A 24,711-nucleotide genomic window follows, 5' to 3' on the forward strand; every position below is an offset into this window, starting at 1 on the left:
TCACCTCATAAATAATAAATCGTGACTACATTACTGGTATTCATCGTTAGCTTTATGCTATAATGTATAGGATATTCTTGAGTACGCATAAAGATTGATTTAACCTCAGACCCATACGCGGCTGGAGGGCGTAAGCCTCACCGCATTGTATATGATGAGACGGTCGGCCTGATGTGCCATTCGTCACCTAGTCACGCTACTTAAGAATACAGATAAGGCTGTGGATTGTCCACAACGAAGGAGCATGAATATTTTGAAGACATTTGCAGAATTTGGTTTAGATCCTAAGGTTCTTCAAGCAATTACAGAGTTAGGATTTGAAGAATCAACACCAATTCAAGAAAAAGCGATTCCTGTAGCGATGACCGGGAGCGACATGATTGGACAAGCTCAAACAGGTACGGGTAAGACGGCCGCTTTCGGTATCCCGCTAATTTCTAAGATCGACGTTGAAGATGAGCGTGTAGTTGCACTTGTTATGACACCAACACGTGAGCTAGCTATTCAAGTAGCAGAAGAGATTGGAAAGCTTTCCCGTTTCAAAGGAGTTCGTTCTTTGCCGATTTACGGTGGCCAAGATATCGGTCGTCAGATTCGCGCAATGAAAAAACGCCCACATATTATTATCGGTACACCAGGTCGTTTGCTTGACCATATTAATCGTAAGACAATTCGTCTCTCTGATGTGACTACAGTTGTATTGGATGAAGCAGATGAAATGCTGGACATGGGCTTCATGGAGGACATCACTAGCATTCTTAGCCAAGTTCCTGATGAGCGTCAAACGATGTTGTTCTCCGCAACAATGCCACCTAACATTCAAAAGTTGGCAAACACGTTCTTGAAGAACCCAGAGCATGTATCCGTAATGCCGAAGCAAGTTAGTGCTCCGCTTATTGAGCAATGCTATATGGAAATTCCTGAACGCTCGAAGTTCGATGCGCTTAGCCGCTTGTTGGATATGGAATCTCCTGACCTTGCAATCGTATTCGGACGTACAAAGCGTCGTGTAGATGAGTTGGCAGAAGCATTGCAGAAGCGTGGCTATACTGCTGATGGTCTACATGGTGACTTGTCCCAGAACCAACGCGATAACGTAATGCGTAAATTCCGTGACGGCAGCATTGATGTCCTTGTAGCAACAGACGTTGCTGCACGTGGACTAGATGTTTCTGGCGTAACACATGTAATTAACTTTGACCTTCCGCAAGATCCAGAGTCTTATGTACACCGTATCGGACGTACAGGACGTGCTGGTAAAGAAGGAAGCGCTTGGTCATTCGTAACTCCGCGTGAGATTGATCACTTGCACTTTATTGAGCGTGTAACACGCCATCGTATTGCACGTAAGCCAGTACCAAGCTTGGCTGAAGCGATCGAAGGGAAGCAACGTGTTGTTGCAGAGCGTCTGCTTGATGTATTGCAAGCTGGCGATCTACAAGAGTACAAAGCGATTGCAATTCAATTGTTGGATCAAACGGATTCTGTTCACCTTCTGTCTGCAGCGTTCAAGCTTCTGACTGGTGAGAAGAAAGATGTTAATATCCAACTTACTCCAGAAGATCCGATCCGTGCGAAGCGTCGCAAACCAGATGTGCGCACAAGCGGTCGTAAATTATCCGCACCATATGGCGGTCGTGGCCGTTCTTATGGCAACCGCGAAGGTGGCGGTGGAGATCGTCGTCGTGAAGGTGGCACTGGTGGTGGAGATCGTCGTCGTGAAGGCGGCGGCGGTGGATACCGTGGTAACCGTGATTCTCGTGGCGGTGAGCGCAGCGAATACCGTGGCAGCAGCAATGGCGGCAATGGTGGTAACGGCGGTCAACGTCGTGAGTACAATGATCGTGGCGGTGAGCGTCAAGATCGTCGTCCGCGTCGTCCGTACGAAGGTAACCGTAATCGCTCAACAGATAGCGAATAAGAATAGGAATTATAATAAGGGACTTCCAACTAAGCAGTTAATAGCTGCTTAGGGGAAGTCCCTTTTTCTGTAAAAATAATATAAAGACTAGCATATACCTCAACCTAAGTCGGGGGATGATATACGTCTCTAGTTCATAGTGGAAATTCATCTTCGTAACTAAAATGTAAATAACGACATAATTGAATGATGGGTGGAACAATAAACAATGAACAATAAAAATAAAAAAGTATATGTATTGCTGTCCGATACAGGTTCGTGGCTGTCTCAGTGTATTAAATGGTATACAGATAAGCCCTTGAATCATTGCTCTATTGTATTGGATGAAGATCTTAACGAAATATATAGCTTTGGTCGCACAAGAGACATGCATCCTCTAGCAGGAGGGTTTGTGAAAGAAAACCTTGAAGGCGATCTTATTAGATCGCCTTTTCGTCCTACACTGGGGGCACTGTATAGTTGTGAGGTGAGTGAAGAGCAGTACTCAATGATACGCCGACGAATACAATATATAAATAAGCGTAAGGACAGCTATAAGTATAACTTGTTGGGGTTGTTTGGGATTGCGCTTAAAGTACGAATTGAACGGAATCAAGCTTATTTTTGCTCGCAGTTCGTTGCAGAACTATTTACATATGCAGGGGTTGAATTGTTTGAACAAGCCGCGGAATGGATTGCACCAGATGATTTTCGGAAATGTTCGAGATTGAAGTTAGAGTACAAGGGCGACCTGAGATTGCTCGCAGCAGATCGCCGTTTGCCCTATGCTCAAACTCTGTGGAATACACGTGTGTCATAAATTGAACGATGTACTGCGCCAATAGATTATGCTCGAACGGGATTAAGCGCATGTATCAACCAGTCAAGCATAGGAGAGGGAATTCCTCTCCTTGCTTGTTGGAAGGGCGCTTGCTCCTTAGAAGCAGATAGCGCGGGAGATGATTACGAGTAGGATGAAAAGTACCAAGATGCAACCAATTCCAGTACCGAAACCATAACCGCCACCGCAACCATATCCGCCGTATCCGAGTTGACCCATTGTATTACCTCCTCCAAGACTCTTGTTTTGAATCACTGTATATACTATGCAGGCTATCGCACTTGGCATGGATATTCACCCACTCGAGAGAAATTAGGCACTGGTCTAAGGTTAGGCTTTGTATTATAGTTACATTATAGAGGCAGCATGGAGGAGGAATTGTGGTTGGAAACTAGAGGGATTATGGGTGGGTTGTATCGCATTTGTGAATGGATTATGCGAATCTCGGTGACGAACATTTTATGGTTATTGTGTTCGGCTCCTTTTTTCTTTTGTTTTGTCATGATGCTCGTTATGGCCAACAGTAATTTTATGAATGAAGTGTTGCAGATGAAATGGTTAATGGGGATACTAGCTCCATTTACGCTGTTTCCAGCGACAGCGGCTATGTTCTCGGTTACTCGCAAATGGGTGATGGGGGATGTAGATGCGAAACTGATCAAGACATTTTTTAGTTCATTCAAGGCCAACTACAAACAAGCGATGCTTGGAGGTATTTTTTATACTATATTATCTGTCATCATGTATGCTGGTTATACGATATATATGACAGAGATGCAGTCGATGCAGGTGCTTGGAATAGTGGTGTTGGCTATGTTGGTTGTATTGCTTGCATCGCTGTTCAACTTTTTCTCGATTATCGCTCATTACCATGCGACTACGCTGCAAGTAATTAAAAATAGTATATTTATGACGATTTTCCGTCCGATTCGTGTGGTTGTATCTGGAATTGTGAGCGTTGCCATCTTGTTTATTGGATTGAAATACCCAGTAATTATTATATTTGCAGCAGGTTCGTTGATTGCATACTTATCGTTCTTTAACTTTTATCTTACTTATCAGAAGCTTCAGCAAGCAGTTGAGGCACGAGAAGCAGCGGAAAGTTAGTGTCGAATGGAAGGGCGTTAGGTTGTATCTATAAAGATTGTGTTAAATGTTTACTTCTGCCGAGAATGAATTGCTTTTGTCAGATGGATTCACTATAATGAGTTTATATCCTGCAATGTACGTCACGGTTTTCGTTGTTTTGAACCAATGTTTGTTTCACGGGAGTTCGATATCTAGACGTTGCTGACAGGCTTTCCTATTGCGTAAGTAGTCAAATTCGTCTGTGAGGACACCCACCTGCCAGAGCAGGTTCAGAAACATTAAAGCCGAACGGCATATGCGGGTATAACCGAAATAAAGATGCCTTCAAGATGGATGGATATCCGCTTGAAGGCTTTTTTTGTTCCATTGATCACTTATTTATGGTGTATTCCGTGAATACTCCAAGACTTTTCGACATTTAGCCTTTCCAGTTAGCGAACAACAATGCTAAACTAGAGATGAGCATATAAGCAAAGGGTAGTAGAGTAAAGGAGGAACACGCTGTTGTCATTCAAGCGCACACTTGCTGGTCTGTTTCGAAGCTTCGAATCGAGCAGTGACCGAGCAAAAGATCCCAAGTTAAAGACGCACTATTATCAACTTTCTAAAGAGAAAACATGGGCAGAGGTTACTTCTACCTTAAAAAAAATGCAAGGCTACAAAGTGCTGCATGAGGTGCCTTCAGTAGGGGAAATTACATTAGAGAAACGTACAATGACTGGACGAGCTATGGATATTACTGTCTCCCTCATATCTGTAGGTCCATCCAAGACTGCTGTTGATGTGTATTCTGCTTCTCGGGGTGGCATGGGGGACTTAGGGTCGAACTATCGGGTTGTAATGGAATTATTCGATGTGTTTGATAAGAAATTGTCTTCTTATGTAATAAGAGGCTAAATAGAACAAAGCGAGAGAAGAATAGATGTATATTCTTCCCTCGCTTTTTGCGCATAGCAGCTCAGAAATGCGGTTTAGAGTATACCGCGAACCGCTTCTAATGCTTTCTCGTAGTCTGGATGCTCGCTCATTTCTGCCAAGTATTCAACATATTGAATCGTATTGGATGCATCGAGAACGAAAATGGAACGCATATCTAGGTGGAATTCTTTGATAAGAACGCCATATGCTTTACCGAAGCTAAGTTCTTTATAGTCGGATAACATAACTACTTTATCTACACCAGCAGCTCCACACCAGCGAGCTTGTGCAAATGGCAAATCAGCACTTATTGTAAGTACAACGACGTTGTCGCCTAGCTCAGCTGCTGCTTCATTGAAGCGGCGAGTTTGTGTGTCGCATACGCCTGTGTCAATGGATGGAACGACGCTGATAAGCTTTACTTTACCTTCGAAGTCCTTAAGGCTTGCGAATTCAACCAATGAACGGTTAAGGTTGAAGTCAGGAGCTTGGTCTCCTACTTTGAGCTCTGGTCCGATAAGTGTGATTGGATTTCCTTTTAGAGTTGCAACGCCTGTGCGTTCTGTAGTCATATGTAGATCCTCCTTCAAATTGGTGAAACGGGATAGTAAATCCATTTCATTATAAGCGTAAAGGATAGGGTGTGTCCAATCTTCGTATGGAATGAAAACGAGCTTCGGTTGAGAAAGGTGAAGGTGGGTAAGGGAAGGAAGGGTAATGATGATTTTTGAACGAAATGAAGATTGGCGGAGTTATGTAAAGTATTATAAAGTGACGAGTTTGCTGCTTGCGGCGAATATTATTATGTATATTTTGGTCATCGTGAACGGTGGTACGGATGATCTAGAAACGATGCTTCGTTTCGGGGCGATGCTTAAGGTAGATTTGTTTGTAAACGAGACGTGGCGCATGTTTGCTTCGATGTTTCTCCATGCAAACTTTGAACATCTTTTGTTCAACATGTTTACACTGTTTGTGTTCGCTCCTCCGTTGGAGCGTGTGATGGGGCATCTTCCTTATGCGGTGCTGTATATTGCGAGTGGATTTGTTGGCAATGTCGTTAGTAATTGGGGCACTGAGTGGGGCACGTTGTCCGTGGGGGCTTCAGGTGCGATTTATGGTTTGTTTGGAGCTTATTTATTTGTTGGCTTGTTCTACAAACAAGCTATGGATTTCGCTACGCGTAAGACGCTTGGCGTCATCTTAGTTATTGGCATACTGCAAACTTTCCTTATTGATAATATTAATCAATATGCTCATTTTGGTGGTTTGGCTGCGGGCTTCGTTCTGTTTTGGCTGCTGCGGCGTATACGATAGGATAAATGTGAAGAACGGAGCGTTGATGGACTGTGGAACTTAGGCAGTTGCACTACTTTGTCAAGGTAGCGCAAAAAGAACATGTCACACAAGCAGCAGAGGAGCTACATGTGGCTCAGTCTGCGGTGAGCAGGCAGATTCACCAGCTAGAGGAAGAGCTTGGAGTTAAGCTTTTTTTGCAGAAAGGAAGAAATCTTCATTTAACTCCTGTTGGGCAGTTATTTATGAAACGTGCAGAAGCAATTTTAAAGGAACTGGATCGATCTGTACAGGAAGTTCAGGAATTTATTAATCCTGAATTGGGGGAGATTCGAATTGGATTCCCACACAGCTTAGGTGTGCATTTAATCCCTTCAGTTGTAGCTGCTTTCCGCAAAACGCATCCAAATGTGAAGTTTCGTTTTAAACAAGGGATGTATCCTTCGTTGATCCGTGATTTGGTTCGGGCTGAAGTTGACTTGGCTTTTATCTCACCGTTTCCTGAAGTGTCAGAGCATGTAACGGGAGAAGTCATTCTTACAGAGAGGTTGTCAGCTATTCTACCACCAAATCATGCGCTTGCAAATGAGGAAGAGATTGATTTGGCTCAATTGAAGGATGATACATTCGTTCTCTTTAGCCCTGGTTATTCGCTTCGTCCTATTGTGTGGGATGCATGCATTGAAGCGGGATTCACGCCAAAAATCGGGTTTGAAGGGGAGGAAACAGATACGATTCGTGGGCTTGTGGCGGCAGGGATGGGTGTTAGCTTATTGCCTGATATGGCTTTGCGACATACGTCAGAGCTGCAACCGGTCTGTGTGAAGGTTAATAAACCACAAGTGACAAGAACAATTGGACTTATTCGGCGTAAGGATGAGAAGCTGCCGTTGGTTGCGCAGACGTTCCATCGTTTTTTGCTTGAATACTTTAATGTGCAGTCTTAAATAATCATAGAAATACAGTCTAAGAAGCCCCGTGCGCTTATGCGTACGGGGCTTCTGTCATTGAAACTCATTATTCGAATTGAGGTTATGTCAATCTTGGCTGCGGAAGATCATAATGTACTTAATCAATTCCAGCAAGGAAATTAAGGCTGCTGCTACATACGTTAACGCTGCTGCGTTCAATACTTTGCTTACACCTTTTTCTTCATCATTTCTAATGAATCCTTCTGAAATCATTAGGTCTCTTGCACGGCTGCTTGCATTGAACTCTACAGGTAGTGTAACGAGTTGGAATGCGACTGCAGCTGTGAAGAAGATGATCCCGAGCAAAATAAGTCCAGATGCTTGGAATAAAAATCCGCCAATTAGCAAAAATGGTGCTAGGCCTGAGGAAAAATTCACAAGCGGGAACATCCGATGACGCAATCTTAGCATAGCGTAAGATTCTTGATCTTGGATAGCGTGTCCAACTTCGTGACAGGCAACAGACAAAGCTGAGATGGAGCGTTCATAGTAAACAGGCTCTGAAAGGCGTACAACTTTCTGGATTGGATCATAATGATCGGATAAATGTCCTCTGACTGGTTCGACGGGAACGTCGTACAAGCCTTGTGCATCAAGCAAACGTCTTGCTGCTTCGTATCCGGTCAATCCACTGGATGCTTGTACATTAGCAAATTGGTTGAACGTACCTTTGACTCGAAATTGTGCCCATATGCTAATGCCGAAGGCGATTAGGATTAGAAAATCCATCGGGTGAAAGAACATGATGATTACCTCCTGGGCTAAATATGTTGTTTCAAAGCATGTGCTGCTTGTCCGCTAGGGCAATTAACACATCAATGCAGGCTGCGCTTTGTGGAGCGATGCGCTGGAACAAAGATTTTGCCTGAGTTGGCTTCAGCTTCTCTAGTATCGGTTGAAGCTCTTTGGCTTCACGCTCGACCTGCTGCAAGTGGACTTGCAAATCAGTTAAACGTTTGACAAGCTGCTCATCAATCGAAACCTGCTGAAGTTGTGCGAAATACTCCTTGATTTCATCGAGGGTGTATTTCTCTTGTTTCATCTGAATAATTCGTTGAATCCGTTCTATCGTTTCCATATGGTAGAGACGATAATTCGTATCGGTTCGCTTCGTAGGCTCGATGAGGCCAAGTGAAGTATAATAATCAATCGTTCGCTGATTGACCGAAGCTAAACGAGCTAATTCTCCGATACGCAACAGTTGATTATCCCCATCGGTTCTCACCTCAATTCTTCTTCTTATTTTACTGTATTTTAAATGGTGTAGTCAAACATTTGATTTACTATATATGTCACATAATATAACATGAAAAGTGTTATTGAGATTACTTTTTATCTATTTTTAAATAAAATGATTGTCAAAACTTACCTCACAAGCTTATAATGTCATCATTAATCATTTATTGTGTTAGAAAATATAACATAAAAGGGGAGTGTTTTTCTATGCACAGCTATCTAAAGTCTACACATGTCAAATTGTTAATGAGTACATTGTTCGTCTTTGGTTTATTTATGGGGACCTCATCGTTAGCTTATGCTGCTGAAGAGGTAACTACGGCTCAAGTACATCAAGCACTAGATGCGGTATGGATTTTAATTGCTGCGGTGCTAGTCATTATGATGCAAGCAGGCTTTGCTCTATTGGAAGCGGGATCGTCGCGTATGAAAAATGCAGGGCATGTTGCGGGTAAGACGATTTTAACCTTTGGTATATGTGCCATTGCGTTTTGGATGTTCGGCTTCGGATTTGGCTTCGGGGAATCAAATGGTTTCTTCGGTACAACAGGTTTCTTCTTCGACGGTAATGAATCGACAGCGGCAGCGCTGTTCAGCTCCCTAGACTTCTCACAAGTTCCTATCACGATTAAATTCTTATTCCAACTAGCATTCGCGGCCATTTCACTTGCTATTGCATGTGGCGGCTTCGCAGAACGAGCAAAATTAAGTGTATATGTGTGGTTTGGTTTCTTATTTACCATTTTTATTTACCCCGTAGCTGCTCATTGGGTGTGGGGCGGCGGTTGGTTGCATGCATTAGGCATGCAGGATTTTGCAGGTTCGGCAGTCGTTCATATGCAAGGTGCGACAGCAGCATTAATTGCAACGATCATGCTTAAACCTCGTCTTGGAAAATTTAACGCTGAAGGCAAGCCAACGATTATCCCTGGTCATAATCAAGTGCTGTCTGTACTCGGTGTATTACTGTTATGGGTAGGCTGGTTTGGCTTTAATCCAGGCAGTACGCTTGGCGCGGTTAATGATGGATTCTTCGGATATATCGCGATGACAACTCAGCTTGCGGCAGCGGCCGGTGCGGTTGCTGCATTGATCGTCTCATGGTTGGTATGGGGGAAAGCAGATATACCAAGTATGTTGAATGGTGTACTGGCAGCGCTTGTTGCGATTACGGGGGCATGTGCATTTGTAGAGCCATGGGCAGCATTAGTCATTGGTGCGATAGCAGGTGTGATTACCTTTTTCACGGCCCAATGGATAGAACGTCTTGGGATTGATGATCCGGTATATGCGTTCTCAGTACATGGAATTGCTGGTATATGGGGGGCATTATCGACAGGATTCTTTGCTGCTCCTGCTCTGGTAGAGAAAGTTGGAGTTGGTAAAGCGGGTTTATTTTACGGTGGAGGCTGGGAACAGCTCGTTGTGCAAACGGTTGGAATTATGGGTGTGTTCGTATTTGTCGCCATTTTGTCGTTTGCCATTTTCTTTGTATTGAAAATAACGATCGGGCTTAGGGTATCAGAAGAGGAAGAGCTTGTAGGATTAGATATGAGTGAACATGGTGTGTACGGCTATCCTGAACAAATGAAAGCATTACATCAGCATGAACAACTATCATCAGGAGTTGATCGTCGTGAAGGGGTGAGCTGATTGCGTGAATCATCTTCTAGGAAATAACAGTTTCTCTGCTTATTTTGAGCAATGGATGTGTCACTTGGAAGAAATCGATAGGTACAAGGATTTTTGTGACGAAGACGCAAAAATTAGAGGCTGGCGACAGCTGCGAATGCAATTGATGTGTGAAGTTGAGCCGAATTTGACTAGGGAAAGTGAAGAATATAAACATATCTTGCTGCCATCGAATTTTTCATATGAGCTGCCTGAGTTTCCTCTGGCGATTAGTGTGCGATACCGAATAGTGACTGCTTGTTATGATGCACTATTTGAAAAAGTTGCTTCTTATGTAGAGCAGCAACTTATGGAGAGTGGGTATGGACCACCACCAGTTCCGTATGCTTTCGTCTTATTTGGAAGTGGAGGACGCAGGGAAATGCTCCCTTGGAGTGATCAGGATCATGGACTCATTTGGCAGATTGTCAAAGAAGAATCAGAACGTCTCGTAGTAGAGCGGTATTTTCTGAGATGGGGAAACGAAATGGTCAGCGCACTTCGTGCGATCGGATTTATGCCGTGCAGTGGTAAAGTGCTGGCAAGTGAAGCGTTGTGGCGAGGTTCCCTTGAGGATTGGCAAATGAGGGCAGAGCAATGGATGAGTATAGCGGATTGGGAACATATTCGATATTTCTCGATCGCGCTTGATATGAGAACTGTGTATGGAGAAGTGTCTTTAGAAGCGGAGTGGAGAGAGTATGTAAGGCAGTTCAGAGCTTCATCTATAGCCGCTGAAGCTTCTCAAACGGCAATGGTACGCAATCAGCAGCATCGTAAATTAGCGCATAATGCATTTGGTCAACTCATTAAAGAGCGAACGCATCCTTATGCTGGTCAAGTCGACATGAAGTATCGGATTTATGTACCTATTGTGCAACTCATTCGAACAACATCGTGGATGGTGGATGACATTGCTCATCCATTATCTACGAAGGAGCGTATGGAAGGTATTTTATCAACATGGTCAGATGGCGAGGAACGACAAACTATTCGAAAGCTATATGCGTACTGGGATGATGTTATGGCGGTTAGATGGATATGCGGAGCAGAATTGCTAGACGGGGTGTGGAACGGAACGGGAATGATTGATCCTGATCAACTGCATGAATTGCAGAAATTAGCGCTTCGTCGAAGTTCGCAAAGTATAGAGAAATGGTCAAAAGTATTGAATAGGAGGTGCGAGCGTGGCTGAGGGAGATGGGAACATACGTCGAAGTTGGTGGAAGCGATTAGAAGGGTTACAACCTAAGAACACAGGTGTTGAATCGAGGCACGCACCTTCTGGAAATTCAGTTTCTGAGTCATGGATGTCGGGTTTATCTGCATCAAACTTGAAGACGGAGGGTGCGAAAAAGGCCTACGAGCGAGCTCGTCAAAAAGAACGATTAAAGTTGGAATCAAGCGGAAGTGTTCGACGCTTACATGTACTTGATATTCCTTTAAAGGAGCTTCCTGTCGTCGTCATTGATCTGGAAATGACGGGCTTTGAGCCTCATGCAGATGAGATTGTTTCTTTTGGAGCGTGGCGGCTGCAAGGAAAGCAGTGGGAGGAAGGGGAACATGCAAGCTTTTATCAAATCGTTAACCCTGGTATGCGCATACCTCCTGCAACCGAGCGACTGCTGCAGATCACATCGGAAGAGGCTGCACAAGCAATGCCCGTATCAGAAGGACTCACACAGTTTATGAATTACATGGAGGAACGTGTTGTCATTGCGCATGCAAGTGCGCATGACAAGGCATTTTTACGGACGGCCTTATGGCGATATTTCAAAAATCCATGGCGTCATCGGATGTTGGATACGATGATGATTGCGCGCTGGCTGTATCCACAGCTTCGAAATAATGATCTAGATATGCTGCTCCAACATGTAGGCATTGCAGTAGAGCAGCGTCATCATGCGCTCTGGGATGCGCGAGCAACGGCTGAATTATGGCTGCACTTTATGGAGCAAGCCGAGAAAAGGAGAGTGACGACACTCCGGGAAATGTACATGTATTTGAGTCAGTACTAGCAGTTCATTATAACTTCGTGTAATAGCTATATGTTGGCTTATCCAATCCATTTTGGAACGAAACGACTAGCCATCCTGTCCACAAAGCTTGCGTGTCCATCCATCCCAATATGTCCTCGCGACTGATAGTGGCTGATGTAAAAGGATGAGAATGTACAAGTATGCGATCCCACGATGCTTCCGGGTAACGGAATAACAGGTCGATATATACGGAAGGCTCCAGATAAAAACGATGTTGTGGATGCTGGTCCGTATTTGGAATAGGCTCAAAAATATGAAAATGATGTTCGTTTGAACGTTTATTGCGGAGTAATATTCCGCATCCTTCATTAGGATAGTGTGCGCGTAGATGCTCTAGCATGCCTGGATAAACGGATGGCAAAATAGATAGTGTGCTTATAGGTGATGGATTTGCTTGAGTGTTGGGTGTGTTAGTCATTGTGTGTACACTGTTCCCCTTCTTTATCATCTTCTCCGATGTGATTATATTAAAATTATAGCGGATTTATTAAATTTATTCATAGGGCGTATCTCAAGGGAAGGCTTGGGAGCGCTTTTTAGTTGGTAGTATAGGATGGAAGTTAAAACAGATATGTATGATTCAATGTCATTGTGTGAAAGAACTTAAAAAATGGTACATGCTCAAAAAGAAAGCGTTGTCATTTCAATAGAAAGTGTGCTAGTATGTGATCACACCCAGTATAACCCAGTGATTTTTCTCACTTCCACATATATACCTATATGGTCCTCCTACACGAACTGCCTATCATTTATACTCTTCTTTCTTCATCTTCACAGACATCTCGTATATTTACTTGAAGCAGGGTGCTTTACCTTCATCGTACAGCATTACTCAGCTTTGTAAGATTATAATCATAGTATTTTATTGTTCCAAATGTGATATTAATCTCCCACAATTCCAATTCCATATTCCGATATGTGAGCGATATACAACAGACGATATAGACGCTTATTTGCGTTTATATAAATTTCTCTAAAAGGAGGGGTGATCGTTAACTTGCTTTCAGTCATGGCTAAGACGAGTCCAAAAATTAAAGGAGGCTGTTGATGATGATGGATCAAAAGTTCAACCAGCACATGATGAGTTACAAGTGGCTACTGGTAGGAACGACCGCTATTCTCACAGTAATTTTGGTACTGCTTATGTCAGACAAAGCTTTCGCTCACGGTTATATCGAAGGGCCTGCGAGTAGGGGGTATTTGTGCAAAACGGGTCAAAATACGAACTGCGGCCCAATTGTGTACGAGCCTCAAAGCTTGGAAGGACCAAAGGGATTCCCGGCTGCTGGTCCAGCGGATGGCAAGCTTGCAAGTGCTGGTCTAGGAGGATTTGATCAGTTGAATGCACAATCTTCGACACGCTGGACAAAGGTGAATATGTCGAGTGGTACGGTAACGTTTAACTGGAAATTGACAGCAGCACATGCAACGACGAAATGGGAGTACTTTATTACGAAGCCGAATTGGGATCCAAATGCGCCGTTGTCTCGTGCTCAATTCGACTTGACGCCTTTCTGCTCCGTTAATACCGGTGGTGCACGTCCGCCATTTAATTATTCGGATACTTGTAATGTGCCACAGCGGACAGGCTATCATGTTATTTTGGCGGTCTGGACGGTCCACGATACACCTAATGCATTCTACAATGTCATTGATGCCAATTTTGGCGGAGGATCTAGCGATACAACTCCACCGACGGCTCCTTCCTCCCTAGCTGTGACAGGAAAAACGTCTAATACAGTTTCTCTGTCATGGAATGCGGCTACAGACAATGTTGGTGTTAGTCAATATAAAATTTATAACGGAAGCTCACTGGTAACCAGCATTTCTGGTTCCAATACGAGCTATACGGTTACGGGTTTGACGGCAAATACAAGCTATACGTTCTCGGTCGTTGCTGTGGATGGAGCGGGTAACTCTTCTGTGCCAAGCGGATCTATCGCAGTTACAACCAATCCAGCTGTTGTAGATGTAGTTCCTCCTACTGCGCCAAGCAATCTGCATGTGATGGGTTCGCCGACATCCAATTCGGTACCATTGATGTGGACGGCTTCTTCAGACAATGTTGGGGTTACAGGGTACAAGGTGTATAATGGCACCAATCTTGTAGCTACCGTATCAGGCAGTGCAACCAGTTATACGGTTACGGGATTGGCAGCATCTACTTCGTATACCTTCACTGTGTACGCTGTGGATGGAGCGAACAACCAATCGCCAGCCAGTAATTCCGTCTCTGCTACAACGGCTCAGCCTCCTGCAGCTGTGCCTTGGGCGGCAAATACTGCTTATACGGTAGGTCAGTTGGTTTACTATAACGGTGCCACTTACGAGTGTCGTCAACCACACACTTCGTTGGTAGGCTGGGAACCGACTGCTGTACCAGCACTGTGGAAACTAGTCCCATAAAGGAGGGCGTCTTGAGGGGAGACTAGCGGTTCCGTACATGGAAGTTAGTTAATCCTATGATGCAAGGATGAAAGCCATTCACAGGGAGCGTGCTGCTAATAAGTTGATGATGCAGGAACTGCTGATGTGACCCCATTAGGCAGTGTGTAATAGGTAGTGTCGAAAAGATGTGATGAGTGAGGCCTCGCCAGCAAGTTCTGGTGAGGTCTTCTTGTTGTTATTTTACAAGTTGTATGGTGGGAGAAGAGGGTCGTATTTTTTGTATTTTTGGAGAAATAAGGGTACAATAATGAGAATACGGTTTCTAGAAAGGGCATTGCGGATGATGAGAAAAAGCACAATCATACTAGCTTTGGTGCTTCTTTTAGGCGTTACAGGCATTTGGCTAAATACAAAAACGGCAAGCTTAGAGCGAGAAACATCTGCTAAAGTGCGCATTGCAAAAGAGGCCCCACTTGTAAATTATCAGGCGCCGGCATTTGAATTGAAATCGATAGATGGTACACAAACGTTTCGAGTAGGTGGAGAAAGGGAACGACCTGTGTTGATTAATTTTTGGGCATCATGGTGCGGCCCTTGCAAGTTGGAAGCGCCCGATCTCGTAAAAATATATGCGAAATACCAAAATGAGCTCGATATGTATGCTGTTAACGTGACATCTACAGATAGTAAGAAGGATGCCCAGGCATTCGTCGATGAATACGGGTTAATTAACCCCATACTCATGGATTTAGATGGAAGCGTATTTGCAGCTTATAACGGTATGGCATTCCCAACGAATTTACTCATAGATAAAAGCGGTACCATACGCAGACTTTATATCGGACTTCGACCGGCTAGCCAGATTGAAGCAGATATTCAAGAGCTGTTGGATGAGAAATAGCGTATATGCAAAATGCCCTGAACATCTTAGAGACTAGATGTTCAGGGCATTTACTCGTTTCCTATATGTGTTGTTGTAGGTCAAGAATAGAAGTTTATTTTCCACAGCAGCATATATGGATTAATGATTAACGATACCGAGACTTTCTTTGCGCTCATTGGTTTGAAGCTGCTTTTCCTTGCCATAAAGCGCGTAACGAATACTGTCAACAAGGGCTTCCCAGCTTGCTTCAATTACGTTCTGCGAAACGCCAACGGTACTCCATGTATGCTTGAAATCTGTGGATTCGATAAGTACGCGGACTTTGGCAGCGGTTGTGTCGCTTTCATCCAGCACGCGAACCTTGTAATCGGTTAAATGCATATCTTCGATACCAGGATAATGGCGGGATAAGGCTTTGCGAAGAGCGTTGTCCAGCGCATTGACTGGACCATTACCTTCAGCAGCCATATATATTGGCTCGTTATCAATATTAATCTTCACGATCGCTTCGGATACAACAGAGCGATTGTTGGATTTCTCTACTAATATTTTAAAGGATTCAAACTGAAACGGTTCGTGTTCACCGCCAATCGCTTGTCGCAGCATCAGCTCTAATGAAGCATCGGCTCCTTCAAATTGATAGCCTTCATGCTCCAATTGCTTAATGCGTTCGATAATTGCTTTCATTGCAGGCTTGCCAGCGTCCAATTCATAGCCGAGCTGTTGTGCTTTAGACAATACGTTGCTTTGACCTGCAAGTTCTGAGACGAGTACACGCTGCTTATTGCCAACTAGTTCTGGTTGGATATGCTCATAGGTACGCGAATCTTTTAAAATAGCGGAGACATGTATGCCACCTTTATGGGCAAAGGAGGCATTTCCGACGTACGGTTGATTAACGGGCATATGAACGTTAGCGATTTCGCTTACGTAACGTGCAACAGAAGTTAATTGTTGAAGCTGATCGTCTCCGATGCAACTATAGTCGAGTTTTAGTTGAAGATTTGGTATAATCGAACATAAGTTTGCATTTCCGCAGCGCTCTCCATAACCATTCATTGTACCTTGTACTTGGAGGGCGCCTGCTTGCACGGCCGCCAAGCTGTTCGCGACTGCTAATTCACAATCATTATGTGTGTGTATGCCAATCTTCACTTGCGTACTTTGCAAAGCAGCGCTTACAATTTGCTGGATTTCATGGGGAAGTGTACCACCATTCGTATCACAGAGCACAACCCAATCGGCGCCAGCATTCGCAGCTGTACGCAGCACTTGTAAAGCATATTCACTGTTGTGCTTAAAGCCATCGAAGAAATGCTCAGCATCAAGCATCACTTCTAATTGATGCTGCTTCAAGTATGCGATAGAGTCAGCAATCATTGCTAAATTTTCCTCTAATGAGGTTTGCAGTGCGGTATGCACATGGAAATCCCATGCCTTGCCGACGAGTGTTGCTGCGGGAACTTGGGCTTCGATAATACGATTCAAATTGGCATCTTGATCGGCAATCGAGTCTTTGCGTCGTGTGCTTCCGAATGCGACAAAGCGTGCGTTCCAAGCGTAGGATTTGATTCTTCTGAAAAATTCGATATCTTTGCTGTTGGAGCCCGGGATGCCGCCTTCAATATAATGAACGCCAAGGGAATCAAGCCGCCTTGCGATCTTAAATTTGTCTTCAGCTGATAGACTAATGCCTTCTCCTTGTGTACCGTCACGTAAGGTCGTATCGAATATTGCAATCGACTTTTTCATGATAGTTCCTCCTCCAGATCGTTTCAGGATGAATCTGGTATTATTTTTTTTCTAATTATAGCACTGCGTTTGCATTTGTATAGCAGTAATTTCCTGCGTCACCCGATTAATGCCCCAAAGAATAACAAAGAGTATAAATGTATTACAATACATAAGAAGAACAAGCATCTGTGTTACAAGATATAGTATTGTGCTGAACTACGATGAACTACATAAGAGACTTTCATTTTCCTGAGAATATCTTAGTCTTTTAGTAAAGAAAGAGAGGAAGGTACGAGATGAACGAGAGTACTTCCAATGAAGATGTACATCGATACTACCCGACAAAGGGAAAAGTTATTCTTCATTTGGACATGAACGCTTTTTACTGTTCTGTACATGCAGCGGAGGAGCCGGATACGTATCAACATAAGGCAACGGCTGTAGCGGGTAGCATCGAGCAGCGTAAAGGGATTATTGTAACTTGTTCTTATGAAGCTAGACGTTATGGTATTCGCACAGGTATGCGTGTTCGTGAAGCTCAGAAAATATGCCCGTCTCTTATCATTATTAAGCCAGACTTTCATTTATATCGTAAATATTCACGCGCTTTTCTAAATATAGCTAGTTCCTATACACCATTAGTGGAAGCGGTATCTATTGATGAGTGTTATTTAGATATAACAGGTTCAAAATCGTTCGGAACTCCACTGCATATTGCAGAAGAGCTGCAGATGCGTATTCGTGAGGAGCTAGGCATTCCTTGCTCAATTGGTGTTGCGCCGAATAAATTGCTTGCTAAAATGGCATCGGATATGAAAAAGCCGAATGGCATTACGGTGCTGCGAATACGCGATGTGGCTGATAAGCTGTGGCATCGTCCATGTCAAGAGTTGTTCGGAATCGGGCGTAAAACGGCCGAGAAGCTACGTCGTCTTGGCATTCATACAATTGGTGAGCTTGCCCGGACAGATGTACAGAGGTTGGAGAACCATTTTGGCGTATTTGGAATAGGAATGAAGCAAGCTGCAAATGGCATTGATCATGGTGAAGTTCGGGCTGAGAGGGAAGCTAGCAAGTCCATTGGGCACACAACCACGTTACCGCAGGACGTTGAGTCAGATGGCGATATACGTCGAGTACTGCTAAATTTGGCTGACCAAGTGGCTCGTCGCATGCGTAAGCAGCACATGATGGCGCAGACGGTGCAGTTAACTTTGCGCACTCCAGATATGAAGACGTTTACGCGCTCATTAACGATGGATACACCGACAGATGATGCACAGCATTTGGTGGAAGCATCATGGAAACTGTACGAGCGCCATTGGCAAGGTCGTGGACCATTGCGGTTGTTGGGAATTACAGGGCAGAATTTAGTTCCTAAGGAAGAGGCGGTTGTACAGCTTGATTTATTTGCCTATGAACAACAACCGAAGCGAGACAAATTGAACGAGACGGTAGACAGTTTGCGTAACAAATATGGTGAAAACGCGGTCGTTATGTTGGGTATGCTAGGAGATGATCCTTCCACGCTTATCCGTAATCATCGAGTAAGGGGAACCTCCTTGCAAACGGATTTCTTAAGAGAATATGAGAATCGGGATGGTGAGGATTGGAAATAGCTGTGTGATAGTCATTTGGGACATAATAGTTTATACAAATTTAGGTGAAAATACTATCTAGAATTATTATAAAAAACATGGAAATCGTTTGAACTTGAGGCTTGTTTGTATTATATTTGAATACGGAGGAATCAAGACGATCTGACTTGAATACCAGGAGGGAACTACCAATGGGAAAATATACTTGGGTTGATAAAGACACGTGCATCGCTTGTGGTGCTTGCGGAGCAACGGCTCCTGACGTTTATGACTACGATGATGAAGGTCTAGCAGAAACAATTTATGATGGAGACGGCAACATGGGTGTGAAGCTAATCCCTGAAGACCTATTTGATGACATGCAAGATGCATGCGATGGCTGCCCAACAGACTCCATCAAGATTGCTGATACACCGTTCAACTAAGTTATATAGAGATTATAAAGAAAATACAACCAACCAACCAAATCCTCGCCTCGGCGGGGATTTTTAAATATATATATTTTCATACAAAGGAACACTTGTGATCTAGTCCACAATTGCCGATATAGAAAATATAGAGCCAGGGGGAGTTGAGGGCATAGTGAGCAATCGGCTGGATGAATGGACGGAAAAAGACGAAGCCTATATGAAGAAGTATGTACAATCTCATCCTGACAACCGCATGGCATGGTATTTACTGGGGAAGCAATATGAAAAAGAAGGTCAGCTGCGTAAAGCTAGCTATTGTTATAACCAAGCAGGTGATATATATAAGGCGTTTGAGAATGAGCCTTTGCCGATAGAGCGTTTTCAGGAAGAACAAATGTTGCTGATGCAAGCTATCCAGAAGCGGATAAGAAAGCGTAATCGAATCAAACAAGGAATGAGAGTGTTTGTAGCTCTTCTTCTATTTCTATTAATAGGGCCGATCATAATAGGTGAAGATGCGATGGCACCATCAACCGAGCAGAACGTGGAAAAGGTTGCCCAGCCAAATCCTGAAGGTGAGACTCATACTTCTAAACCTGTGGATAAACAATTAGAAGGTAAAGAGGAAGGTTCGAGCAAGGGACATATTTTGCCTGTATCAGGCCATGGATCGGTAGTGTACGTGGAAAAGACGAGTTCAGCCCAGAGTGATCGTCAGCTGAGACAGGCTGTAGTAAAGGCTGCGAAACAGAATCAGTCGTCCACACTTGTTACCTTACAGAAGCATGGTCGATGGAGTATTTGGACAACTGAGCCACAGGTATGGGCAATCGTTAAAAGTAAAGCGCAAAGTGAAAGTAGAAGCAGTCAAACGTATTTCCCTGGAGATGCAGATTGCGAATGTGAGCCAGAACGTATACAAGCAGAAAAGGAAGCTGCTGCATGGGCTCGTGATGCAGAACATCGCTTAATGGCGATGTCTACACATGCTACTGTCCTGGAACGAGGGGGGCTGCCACCAGTTTCGGTCGGAGAGCTAGCGAAGGGATATCCTCGTAATGTAGTTTCCGGCATACATGCAGAATGGTCAGAAATATATAAGGATGTACATAATAAGCTTGCTGTGAAGACTGTGCCTAAGGCGAAGCGCGCCCTAGACAAGCAGTGGGCCACAGGAGCAGCAGAACCTTTCAAAGAGCCACTTCGCATTATTATTGATAAAAAGTCCCATCGATTGGCTGTCGTGAGCGGTTCCATCATGCTACGCAATTATAAAGTAGGATTAGGCGGAGAGCGTACACCGGAAGGTTCATTCGTTATTTCGGAGAAAGTGGTCAATCCGAATGGGAGTTCCTCAGGTGCATATGGCAGCCGTGGAATGGCTTTGTCTCATACGCAGTATGCTATTCATGGGACTAATGATCTGGATTCCATTGGACAGGATCAATCACTTGGGTGTATTCGGATGTCCAATGCGGACGTGGAGGAGTTGTTTGATTTGGTGGCGATGGGTACGAAGGTGACCATTACGTCGGGGCATTTGCCAGACTTAACCGTTGTCCCAGCAGATGATGAGCGTTACCGTGTACCTTTAACACCAGGACAAGAGAATCCTAATAAAGTCTACAAATGGTTGGATTAAATTGTAATTTGATTTCATAAGGATAAAAGTAAGGTCTGCTCTGTGGAAGGAGCAGACCTCTTTTTGCTAGTAGAAGTGGATTTTTATTTCAGTAAAATAAATACGCTTAGTAGGACGGTAACAATAAGCAATGAACTCCCAACGATGTAGATTGCTTTGCGGTTTACCTGTGCTTCTTGTTTTGTTTTTCGAGTTGGCGGCATTCGCTTTGCACTCATAAATTCATCACCTTTCGTATGTATTCCTATTTTTATTGTAATCGCTTACTATGTAGAAGGCTAGTATGATATTGAATTTCGATCTCTTTTCATTTTGATTGGAAATCAGTAAAATAGGATAGGATGGATACGCAAAATTGTATCAGATTAAGCGTATTTTCGAGACCGAACCCCTTTTTTATGTTAGAATAGATAACATAACAAAATATAAAGCTATTTTAATGAAGAGCGAAGAACGGAGTGGAACGATTGATATACCGCAGCATTGGCAAACCGATATTTTTTCGAATGGATCCAGAACGTGCACACCACCTCGTCATCGGAGGGCTTGCAGGGGCTAGTAAAGTTCCTGGCATGAAGCCGCTGATGCGTTCGATATATGGGGTAAAAGAAGATCCAGCACTTGCGACCGATTTATTTGGCTTACATTTTCATTCGCCAATCGGACTCGCCGCAGGGTTAGACAAAAATGCCGCCGCTGTGGAAGGCTTCTCCTCCATTGGATTAGGATTCATGGAAGTAGGAACCGTTACTCCTGTCGGTCAGCTAGGCAATGAGAAGCCTCGCATGTTCCGACTCCCTCCAGATGAAGCACTCATCAATCGCATGGGATTCAATAATGAAGGCGCAGATCAAATGCTGAATCGCCTTTCCAACGTTAAGGAACGACGTATACCTGTATGGGTGAACATTGGCAAAAATAAAGTAACGCCAAATGAGCAGGCCGAGCAGGACTATTTGGCATGTATACGTAAACTTTATGATGCAGCAGATTTATTCGTGGTGAACATTAGTTCTCCCAATACGCCTAATTTGCGTAATTTACAGCATGGTGATGAGCTGCGATCTTTGCTGAATGCAGTTGTAGCAGAAATGCAGACACTAAATGATAAAAATCAGAAAAATAAAGCAATCCTTGTTAAAATAGCACCTGATGTCACAGACGAAGATTTGATCCATATGACAGAGACAATCGTGCAGAGCGGAGTTTCTGGAATTATTGCTACGAATACAACGTTGTCACGTGCAGGTACCAATCATCCGAATCGTATGGAAGCAGGCGGCTTGAGCGGCAAGCCATTGACTGAGCATTCTACAGAAATTATTCGGAACGTATACCGTCATACGGGCGGGCGTATCCCGATAATTGGCTCTGGCGGTGTATTTACAGCAGAAGATGCATACGCAAAAATATGTGCTGGTGCAAGCCTAGTGGAAGTGTATACAGGGCTTATTTATCGCGGTCCAGGCATTAGCCGTGAGATAACGACGGGCTTGAAAGCCTTGTTGAAGCGAGATGGCTACCGACACATATCTGAGGCAATTGGTCGAGATCATAAATAATTACCTATAATAAAGTCAGACAACGTTAACATACCTAACCGCATACAATGAACGATGGGAACGGACAGGAGGCGTTCGTTATGGACGGAAGAGATTGGAAGAAGTTTTTGCTGCCCTATGAACAAGCTGTCGAAGAATTGAAAGTTAAATTCAAAACGATGCGCAGCGAGTTAAAAAAGCGTGAGGAATATGCGCCAATAGAATTTGTAACGGGACGCATTAAGCGGATTTCGAGTATTTTGGAGAAGGCAAAACGATTATCTATCGATATGGATGATATTGAACGTGGAATTGAGGATATCGCAGGTATTCGAATCATGTGTCAGTTCGTAGAAGATATTCATTCACTTGCAGAATTGATCCGTCACCGTAAGGACATGACTGTTCTTTATGAGAAGGACTACGTAACGAACTTTAAGGAAAGTGGCTACCGCAGCTTCCATATGATCGTAGAATATCCGGTACAGACAGCGTTAGGTTATAAGCATGTACTGGCCGAGATTCAGATCCGTACGTTGGCGATGAACTTCTGGGCCACAATTGAACATTCATTGAATTACAAATATCGGGATAGCTTGCCTGATGAAGTGCGTGAACGCTTGAAAAAGTCTGCGGAAGCAGCCTTTATTCTAGATAATGAGATGTCCAGCATACGTCAAGAAATTTTGGATGCTCAAAAGAACTTCGAAGATGATGCGAAGCTCGTCCAGAAGTGCTTGACGCTAATTCAAGATTTGTACTTCTATCATCGCATTAGTGAAGCGATAGCTTTCCAAAGCCGCTTTAACAGTCTGTGGATGGAACGTGACCTCACAGGCTTCAAACAATTGGAAGAAGAACTTACTCTTTTGATTAAAGAATGTAAGAAAAAGAGTGGCGAATCAGAAGGATGAGAACGTCCTATGATCGATTGTTCGTCCGTTTTCTGAAACTGTTCAATGAACATCGTGATTACTATGCTTGCCATGATGTAATGGAGGAGCTCTGGCTGGAAGAAGGCCGGAAACCATTCTATCAAGGATTGCTGCAAGTTGCAGTGGGACTGCATCATTGGCACCACCATAATACGGTGGGAGCGATTAAATTATGGGAAGCAGCTTTACATAAGCTGTCGCCATATCCGGATAATTGTATGGGCATTGCGCTTGGTACTGTACGGATCGAGACAGCTTTACTACTAGAACTTGTGTCTAGTGATGAAGGAGCTCAAGCTGAGCCAAGAGACATCACTATTCCAATAACGGATGCTGAATTGATACAGCTTGTCAGCTTGGATGACATCGATTTACATGTGGACGAAACGAACGAAACAACACCCTAGCACAACTTGAGACATGATAACAAAAGCAGTCCAACCCATTTGCGTGGGAGGACTGCTTTTGTTCGCTTCGCATTTCGCATGTTAGTAATAGAAATGAATTATTGCAGTGTTACTTGCTCTCCAGGCTTTAGTCCTTCCAGCACCTCTGTCTTGTCGGCTGTCTCCAAACCTACTTTTATATTTTGACGCTTTACTGTACCATCAGCACCTTTGAGCATTACATAAGATCCTTCGCTGTCTTTCATAACTGCAAGTGTAGGTACAACAATCGTGCTATCCTTGCGTTCCACCTCAACCTTTCCGTTTAAGCTAAGGCCTGCAATCAGATTTGGATTTTTAGCTAGACTTACAATCACTTCGAATTGAGCCGGTGATACAACCGTACCGTCTGATCCTGTTTTAGCGAATTTAGATACTTTTACGACATCACCATTTAATTTAATATCTTTATGCGCAGTTAGCTCTACTTCGACGGACATGCCTGGTTTAAGTGAGAAGATATCTTGCTCCCCAACATAAGTTACAAGCTGAAGTTGATTCACATCTACAATTTTGCCTACACGCATATTTTCCTGTACTTGCTGCGGGAGCTTAGCCGCATCATCATAGAGGAAAATACCTGACACAGGCGCGATATAATGAGATTGAGCTATTTTTGATTTTTTCTCTGCAATCTCTTTTTGTTGAATGGTACGTGTAAGGGAATTGATTTCTTTCTGTACCCGTTCCGTTTCTTTTTGTACATAGTGCTGCTTGGAGCTTTCTTCCGTCAACGGAGCATTTTGTTCGTTTGTTGCAAACTCACCTTTGAACTTAGCTAGCTGCTCTTCGAGATCTTGTTTCTTTATTTCGGTTTCTGCTCTTGAAATCTCTTGTTGAATAGAAGTTGGATCGAGCTGGAACAACGTGTCACCACGTTTCACTTGTTGTCCATCCTTGACATTCCACTTGTTCACTTTTCCATTATAAGGTGCATATACAATCGTTTCACTGACATAAGATGACTTACCTGTTATTGCGATTGTCTTTACTAACGTTTCCTTAGTAACGGGGAAGGTAAGCTCTTGAGATGCTGCTGTATCTAACGGCATCGTTTTAGGCTGAGAAAATGAATATAGTCCATAGCTGATACCGCCTAACAATCCGAGAATAATCGTCCATTTGATTATTTTTTTTATTTTCATATCGGGAGTGCTCCTCTTCTAATTTACA

The 24,711-nt window shown here is 43.6% G+C and carries 25 protein-coding genes and 1 other RNA gene; 18 read left to right on the forward strand and 8 right to left on the reverse strand.

Annotation, left to right across the window (positions count from 1 at the left end):
• Window positions 1-253 precede the first annotated feature (253 nt).
• Both cshA and IFO66_RS10215 read left to right on the forward strand, forming a co-directional pair.
• Window positions 254-1,921 carry a degradosome RNA helicase CshA gene (cshA, locus tag IFO66_RS10210; protein WP_192025040.1) on the forward strand — a complete coding sequence of 556 codons (1,668 nt, stop codon included), beginning with the start codon at window positions 254-256 and terminating at the stop codon, window positions 1,919-1,921.
• A 208-nt stretch (window positions 1,922-2,129) separates the two neighbouring features.
• Window positions 2,130-2,720 (forward strand): C40 family peptidase, encoded by a 591-nt coding sequence (locus tag IFO66_RS10215; RefSeq protein ID WP_192025041.1) that lies wholly within the window; start codon window positions 2,130-2,132, stop codon window positions 2,718-2,720.
• A gap of 117 nt (window positions 2,721-2,837) precedes the next feature.
• On the opposite strand, the gene IFO66_RS10220 is transcribed toward IFO66_RS10215, so the two are convergent.
• A complete protein-coding gene (locus IFO66_RS10220) occupies window positions 2,838-2,960 on the reverse strand; it encodes a sporulation protein YjcZ (RefSeq protein WP_084509391.1) in 123 nt (40 codons plus the stop codon).
• Window positions 2,961-3,125: 165 nt separating this feature from the next.
• Here IFO66_RS10220 and IFO66_RS10225 point away from each other — a divergent pair, with 165 nt between their 5' ends.
• The 3 genes from IFO66_RS10225 to IFO66_RS10235 all read left to right on the forward strand — a co-directional run bounded on the left by IFO66_RS10225 (window position 3,126) and on the right by IFO66_RS10235 (window position 4,727).
• Window positions 3,126-3,848, forward strand: a complete 723-nt coding sequence (locus IFO66_RS10225; RefSeq protein WP_192025042.1) for a YesL family protein — start codon at window positions 3,126-3,128, stop codon at window positions 3,846-3,848.
• Between the two features lie 104 nt (window positions 3,849-3,952).
• Window positions 3,953-4,138: non-coding RNA, 6S RNA (ssrS, locus tag IFO66_RS10230), on the forward strand.
• Window positions 4,139-4,334: 196 nt separating this feature from the next.
• On the forward strand, window positions 4,335-4,727 hold the full coding sequence (locus IFO66_RS10235) for a DUF1499 domain-containing protein (RefSeq protein WP_028596288.1): 393 nt from the start codon (window positions 4,335-4,337) through the stop codon (window positions 4,725-4,727).
• 74 nt (window positions 4,728-4,801) lie between these two features.
• Here the strand turns inward: IFO66_RS10235 and tpx are convergent, their stop codons facing one another.
• Window positions 4,802-5,320, reverse strand: coding sequence for a thiol peroxidase (tpx, locus tag IFO66_RS10240; protein WP_192025043.1), 519 nt, complete (start codon window positions 5,318-5,320; stop codon window positions 4,802-4,804).
• 145 nt (window positions 5,321-5,465) lie between these two features.
• Here tpx and IFO66_RS10245 point away from each other — a divergent pair, with 145 nt between their 5' ends.
• Together IFO66_RS10245 and gltC are read left to right on the forward strand one after the other, a co-directional pair.
• On the forward strand, window positions 5,466-6,065 hold the full coding sequence (locus IFO66_RS10245; RefSeq protein ID WP_337912833.1) for a rhomboid family intramembrane serine protease: 600 nt from the start codon (window positions 5,466-5,468) through the stop codon (window positions 6,063-6,065).
• A 32-nt stretch (window positions 6,066-6,097) separates the two neighbouring features.
• Complete coding sequence (gltC, locus tag IFO66_RS10250; RefSeq protein ID WP_028596285.1) at window positions 6,098-6,991, forward strand: glutamate biosynthesis transcriptional regulator GltC; 894 nt, start codon at window positions 6,098-6,100, stop codon at window positions 6,989-6,991.
• 90 nt (window positions 6,992-7,081) lie between these two features.
• On the opposite strand, the gene IFO66_RS10255 is transcribed toward gltC, so the two are convergent.
• Complete coding sequence (locus IFO66_RS10255) at window positions 7,082-7,759, reverse strand: zinc metallopeptidase (RefSeq protein WP_028596284.1); 678 nt, start codon at window positions 7,757-7,759, stop codon at window positions 7,082-7,084.
• Between the two features lie 31 nt (window positions 7,760-7,790).
• A complete protein-coding gene (locus IFO66_RS10260) occupies window positions 7,791-8,240 on the reverse strand; it encodes a MerR family transcriptional regulator (RefSeq protein WP_028596283.1) in 450 nt (149 codons plus the stop codon).
• 257 nt (window positions 8,241-8,497) lie between these two features.
• Here IFO66_RS10260 and IFO66_RS10265 point away from each other — a divergent pair, with 257 nt between their 5' ends.
• The 3 genes from IFO66_RS10265 to IFO66_RS10275 are packed head-to-tail and all read left to right on the forward strand — an operon-like array spanning window position 8,498 to window position 11,940.
• Window positions 8,498-9,904: an ammonium transporter gene (locus IFO66_RS10265; protein WP_420488661.1), complete on the forward strand. Its 1,407-nt coding sequence runs from the start codon at window positions 8,498-8,500 to the stop codon at window positions 9,902-9,904.
• Between the two features lie 4 nt (window positions 9,905-9,908).
• Window positions 9,909-11,117, forward strand: coding sequence for a DUF294 nucleotidyltransferase-like domain-containing protein (locus IFO66_RS10270; RefSeq protein ID WP_192025044.1), 1,209 nt, complete (start codon window positions 9,909-9,911; stop codon window positions 11,115-11,117).
• Window positions 11,110-11,940, forward strand: coding sequence for an exonuclease domain-containing protein (locus tag IFO66_RS10275; protein ID WP_192025045.1), 831 nt, complete (start codon window positions 11,110-11,112; stop codon window positions 11,938-11,940). Before IFO66_RS10270 ends, IFO66_RS10275 begins: the two co-directional genes overlap by 8 nt.
• Window positions 11,941-11,947: 7 nt before the next feature.
• Here IFO66_RS10275 and IFO66_RS10280 read toward each other — a convergent pair whose 3' ends face one another.
• Complete coding sequence (locus IFO66_RS10280) at window positions 11,948-12,379, reverse strand: M67 family metallopeptidase (protein WP_192025046.1); 432 nt, start codon at window positions 12,377-12,379, stop codon at window positions 11,948-11,950.
• A gap of 632 nt (window positions 12,380-13,011) precedes the next feature.
• On the opposite strand from IFO66_RS10280, the gene IFO66_RS10285 reads away from it, so the two are divergent.
• Window positions 13,012-14,367, forward strand: a complete 1,356-nt coding sequence (locus IFO66_RS10285; RefSeq protein WP_420488662.1) for a lytic polysaccharide monooxygenase — start codon at window positions 13,012-13,014, stop codon at window positions 14,365-14,367.
• Between the two features lie 322 nt (window positions 14,368-14,689).
• Window positions 14,690-15,250, forward strand: coding sequence for a TlpA family protein disulfide reductase (locus tag IFO66_RS10290; protein ID WP_225445651.1), 561 nt, complete (start codon window positions 14,690-14,692; stop codon window positions 15,248-15,250).
• A gap of 120 nt (window positions 15,251-15,370) precedes the next feature.
• Here the strand turns inward: IFO66_RS10290 and cimA are convergent, their stop codons facing one another.
• Window positions 15,371-16,984, reverse strand: coding sequence for a citramalate synthase (gene cimA, locus IFO66_RS10295; RefSeq protein WP_192025047.1), 1,614 nt, complete (start codon window positions 16,982-16,984; stop codon window positions 15,371-15,373).
• A gap of 278 nt (window positions 16,985-17,262) precedes the next feature.
• On the opposite strand from cimA, the gene IFO66_RS10300 reads away from it, so the two are divergent.
• The 3 genes from IFO66_RS10300 to IFO66_RS24225 all read left to right on the forward strand — a co-directional run bounded on the left by IFO66_RS10300 (window position 17,263) and on the right by IFO66_RS24225 (window position 20,616).
• Window positions 17,263-18,585: a DNA polymerase IV gene (locus IFO66_RS10300; RefSeq protein WP_192025048.1), complete on the forward strand. Its 1,323-nt coding sequence runs from the start codon at window positions 17,263-17,265 to the stop codon at window positions 18,583-18,585.
• A 170-nt stretch (window positions 18,586-18,755) separates the two neighbouring features.
• The gene (locus IFO66_RS10305) at window positions 18,756-18,989 is read left to right on the forward strand and encodes a ferredoxin (RefSeq protein ID WP_192025049.1); all 234 of its coding nucleotides are present in this window, start codon (window positions 18,756-18,758) and stop codon (window positions 18,987-18,989) included.
• Window positions 18,990-19,146: 157 nt separating this feature from the next.
• Entirely contained in the window at window positions 19,147-20,616 is a 1,470-nt protein-coding gene (locus IFO66_RS24225) for a L,D-transpeptidase family protein (RefSeq protein WP_192025050.1), read from the forward strand.
• An 83-nt stretch (window positions 20,617-20,699) separates the two neighbouring features.
• Here IFO66_RS24225 and IFO66_RS24090 read toward each other — a convergent pair whose 3' ends face one another.
• On the reverse strand, window positions 20,700-20,834 hold the full coding sequence (locus IFO66_RS24090; RefSeq protein ID WP_273015255.1) for a hypothetical protein: 135 nt from the start codon (window positions 20,832-20,834) through the stop codon (window positions 20,700-20,702).
• Between the two features lie 249 nt (window positions 20,835-21,083).
• On the opposite strand from IFO66_RS24090, the gene IFO66_RS10315 reads away from it, so the two are divergent.
• The 3 genes from IFO66_RS10315 (at window position 21,084) to IFO66_RS10325 (ending at window position 23,499) form a co-directional block, all read left to right on the forward strand.
• Entirely contained in the window at window positions 21,084-22,178 is a 1,095-nt protein-coding gene (locus IFO66_RS10315) for a quinone-dependent dihydroorotate dehydrogenase (RefSeq protein ID WP_192025101.1), read from the forward strand.
• An 80-nt stretch (window positions 22,179-22,258) separates the two neighbouring features.
• Window positions 22,259-23,071, forward strand: coding sequence for a GTP diphosphokinase (yjbM, locus tag IFO66_RS10320; RefSeq protein ID WP_192025051.1), 813 nt, complete (start codon window positions 22,259-22,261; stop codon window positions 23,069-23,071).
• Entirely contained in the window at window positions 23,068-23,499 is a 432-nt protein-coding gene (locus IFO66_RS10325) for a DUF309 domain-containing protein (protein ID WP_192025052.1), read from the forward strand. The genes yjbM and IFO66_RS10325 overlap by 4 nt, the downstream gene beginning before the upstream one ends.
• Window positions 23,500-23,597: 98 nt before the next feature.
• On the opposite strand, the gene IFO66_RS10330 is transcribed toward IFO66_RS10325, so the two are convergent.
• The gene (locus IFO66_RS10330; RefSeq protein WP_225445652.1) at window positions 23,598-24,683 is read right to left on the reverse strand and encodes an efflux RND transporter periplasmic adaptor subunit; all 1,086 of its coding nucleotides are present in this window, start codon (window positions 24,681-24,683) and stop codon (window positions 23,598-23,600) included.
• Between the last annotated feature and the right edge of the window lie 28 nt (window positions 24,684-24,711).

The sequence above is a fragment of the Paenibacillus arenosi genome, assembly GCF_014841135.1.
GTDB lineage: Bacteria > Bacillota > Bacilli > Paenibacillales > Paenibacillaceae > Paenibacillus_B > Paenibacillus_B arenosi.

Bases quoted from the DNA above. Each gene is read 5' to 3' on its own strand.
- IFO66_RS10265 (WP_420488661.1), top strand. From the start codon at position 8,498: ATGAGTACATTGTTCGTCTTTGGTTTATTTATGGGGACCTCATCGTTA.
- IFO66_RS10220 (WP_084509391.1), bottom strand. From the start codon at position 2,960: ATGGGTCAACTCGGATACGGCGGATATGGTTGCGGTGGCGGTTATGGT.
- IFO66_RS10300 (WP_192025048.1), top strand. From the start codon at position 17,263: ATGAACGAGAGTACTTCCAATGAAGATGTACATCGATACTACCCGACA.
- yjbM (WP_192025051.1), top strand. From the start codon at position 22,259: ATGGACGGAAGAGATTGGAAGAAGTTTTTGCTGCCCTATGAACAAGCT.
- IFO66_RS10285 (WP_420488662.1), top strand. From the start codon at position 13,012: ATGATGGATCAAAAGTTCAACCAGCACATGATGAGTTACAAGTGGCTA.
- IFO66_RS10245 (WP_337912833.1), top strand. From the start codon at position 5,466: ATGATGATTTTTGAACGAAATGAAGATTGGCGGAGTTATGTAAAGTAT.
- IFO66_RS10290 (WP_225445651.1), top strand. From the start codon at position 14,690: ATGATGAGAAAAAGCACAATCATACTAGCTTTGGTGCTTCTTTTAGGC.
- cimA (WP_192025047.1), bottom strand. From the start codon at position 16,984: ATGAAAAAGTCGATTGCAATATTCGATACGACCTTACGTGACGGTACA.
- IFO66_RS10305 (WP_192025049.1), top strand. From the start codon at position 18,756: ATGGGAAAATATACTTGGGTTGATAAAGACACGTGCATCGCTTGTGGT.
- IFO66_RS10325 (WP_192025052.1), top strand. From the start codon at position 23,068: ATGAGAACGTCCTATGATCGATTGTTCGTCCGTTTTCTGAAACTGTTC.
- IFO66_RS10255 (WP_028596284.1), bottom strand. From the start codon at position 7,759: ATGTTCTTTCACCCGATGGATTTTCTAATCCTAATCGCCTTCGGCATT.
- IFO66_RS10330 (WP_225445652.1), bottom strand. From the start codon at position 24,683: ATGAAAATAAAAAAAATAATCAAATGGACGATTATTCTCGGATTGTTA.
- IFO66_RS24090 (WP_273015255.1), bottom strand. From the start codon at position 20,834: ATGAGTGCAAAGCGAATGCCGCCAACTCGAAAAACAAAACAAGAAGCA.
- IFO66_RS10280 (WP_192025046.1), bottom strand. From the start codon at position 12,379: ATGACTAACACACCCAACACTCAAGCAAATCCATCACCTATAAGCACA.
- IFO66_RS10215 (WP_192025041.1), top strand. From the start codon at position 2,130: ATGAACAATAAAAATAAAAAAGTATATGTATTGCTGTCCGATACAGGT.
- tpx (WP_192025043.1), bottom strand. From the start codon at position 5,320: ATGACTACAGAACGCACAGGCGTTGCAACTCTAAAAGGAAATCCAATC.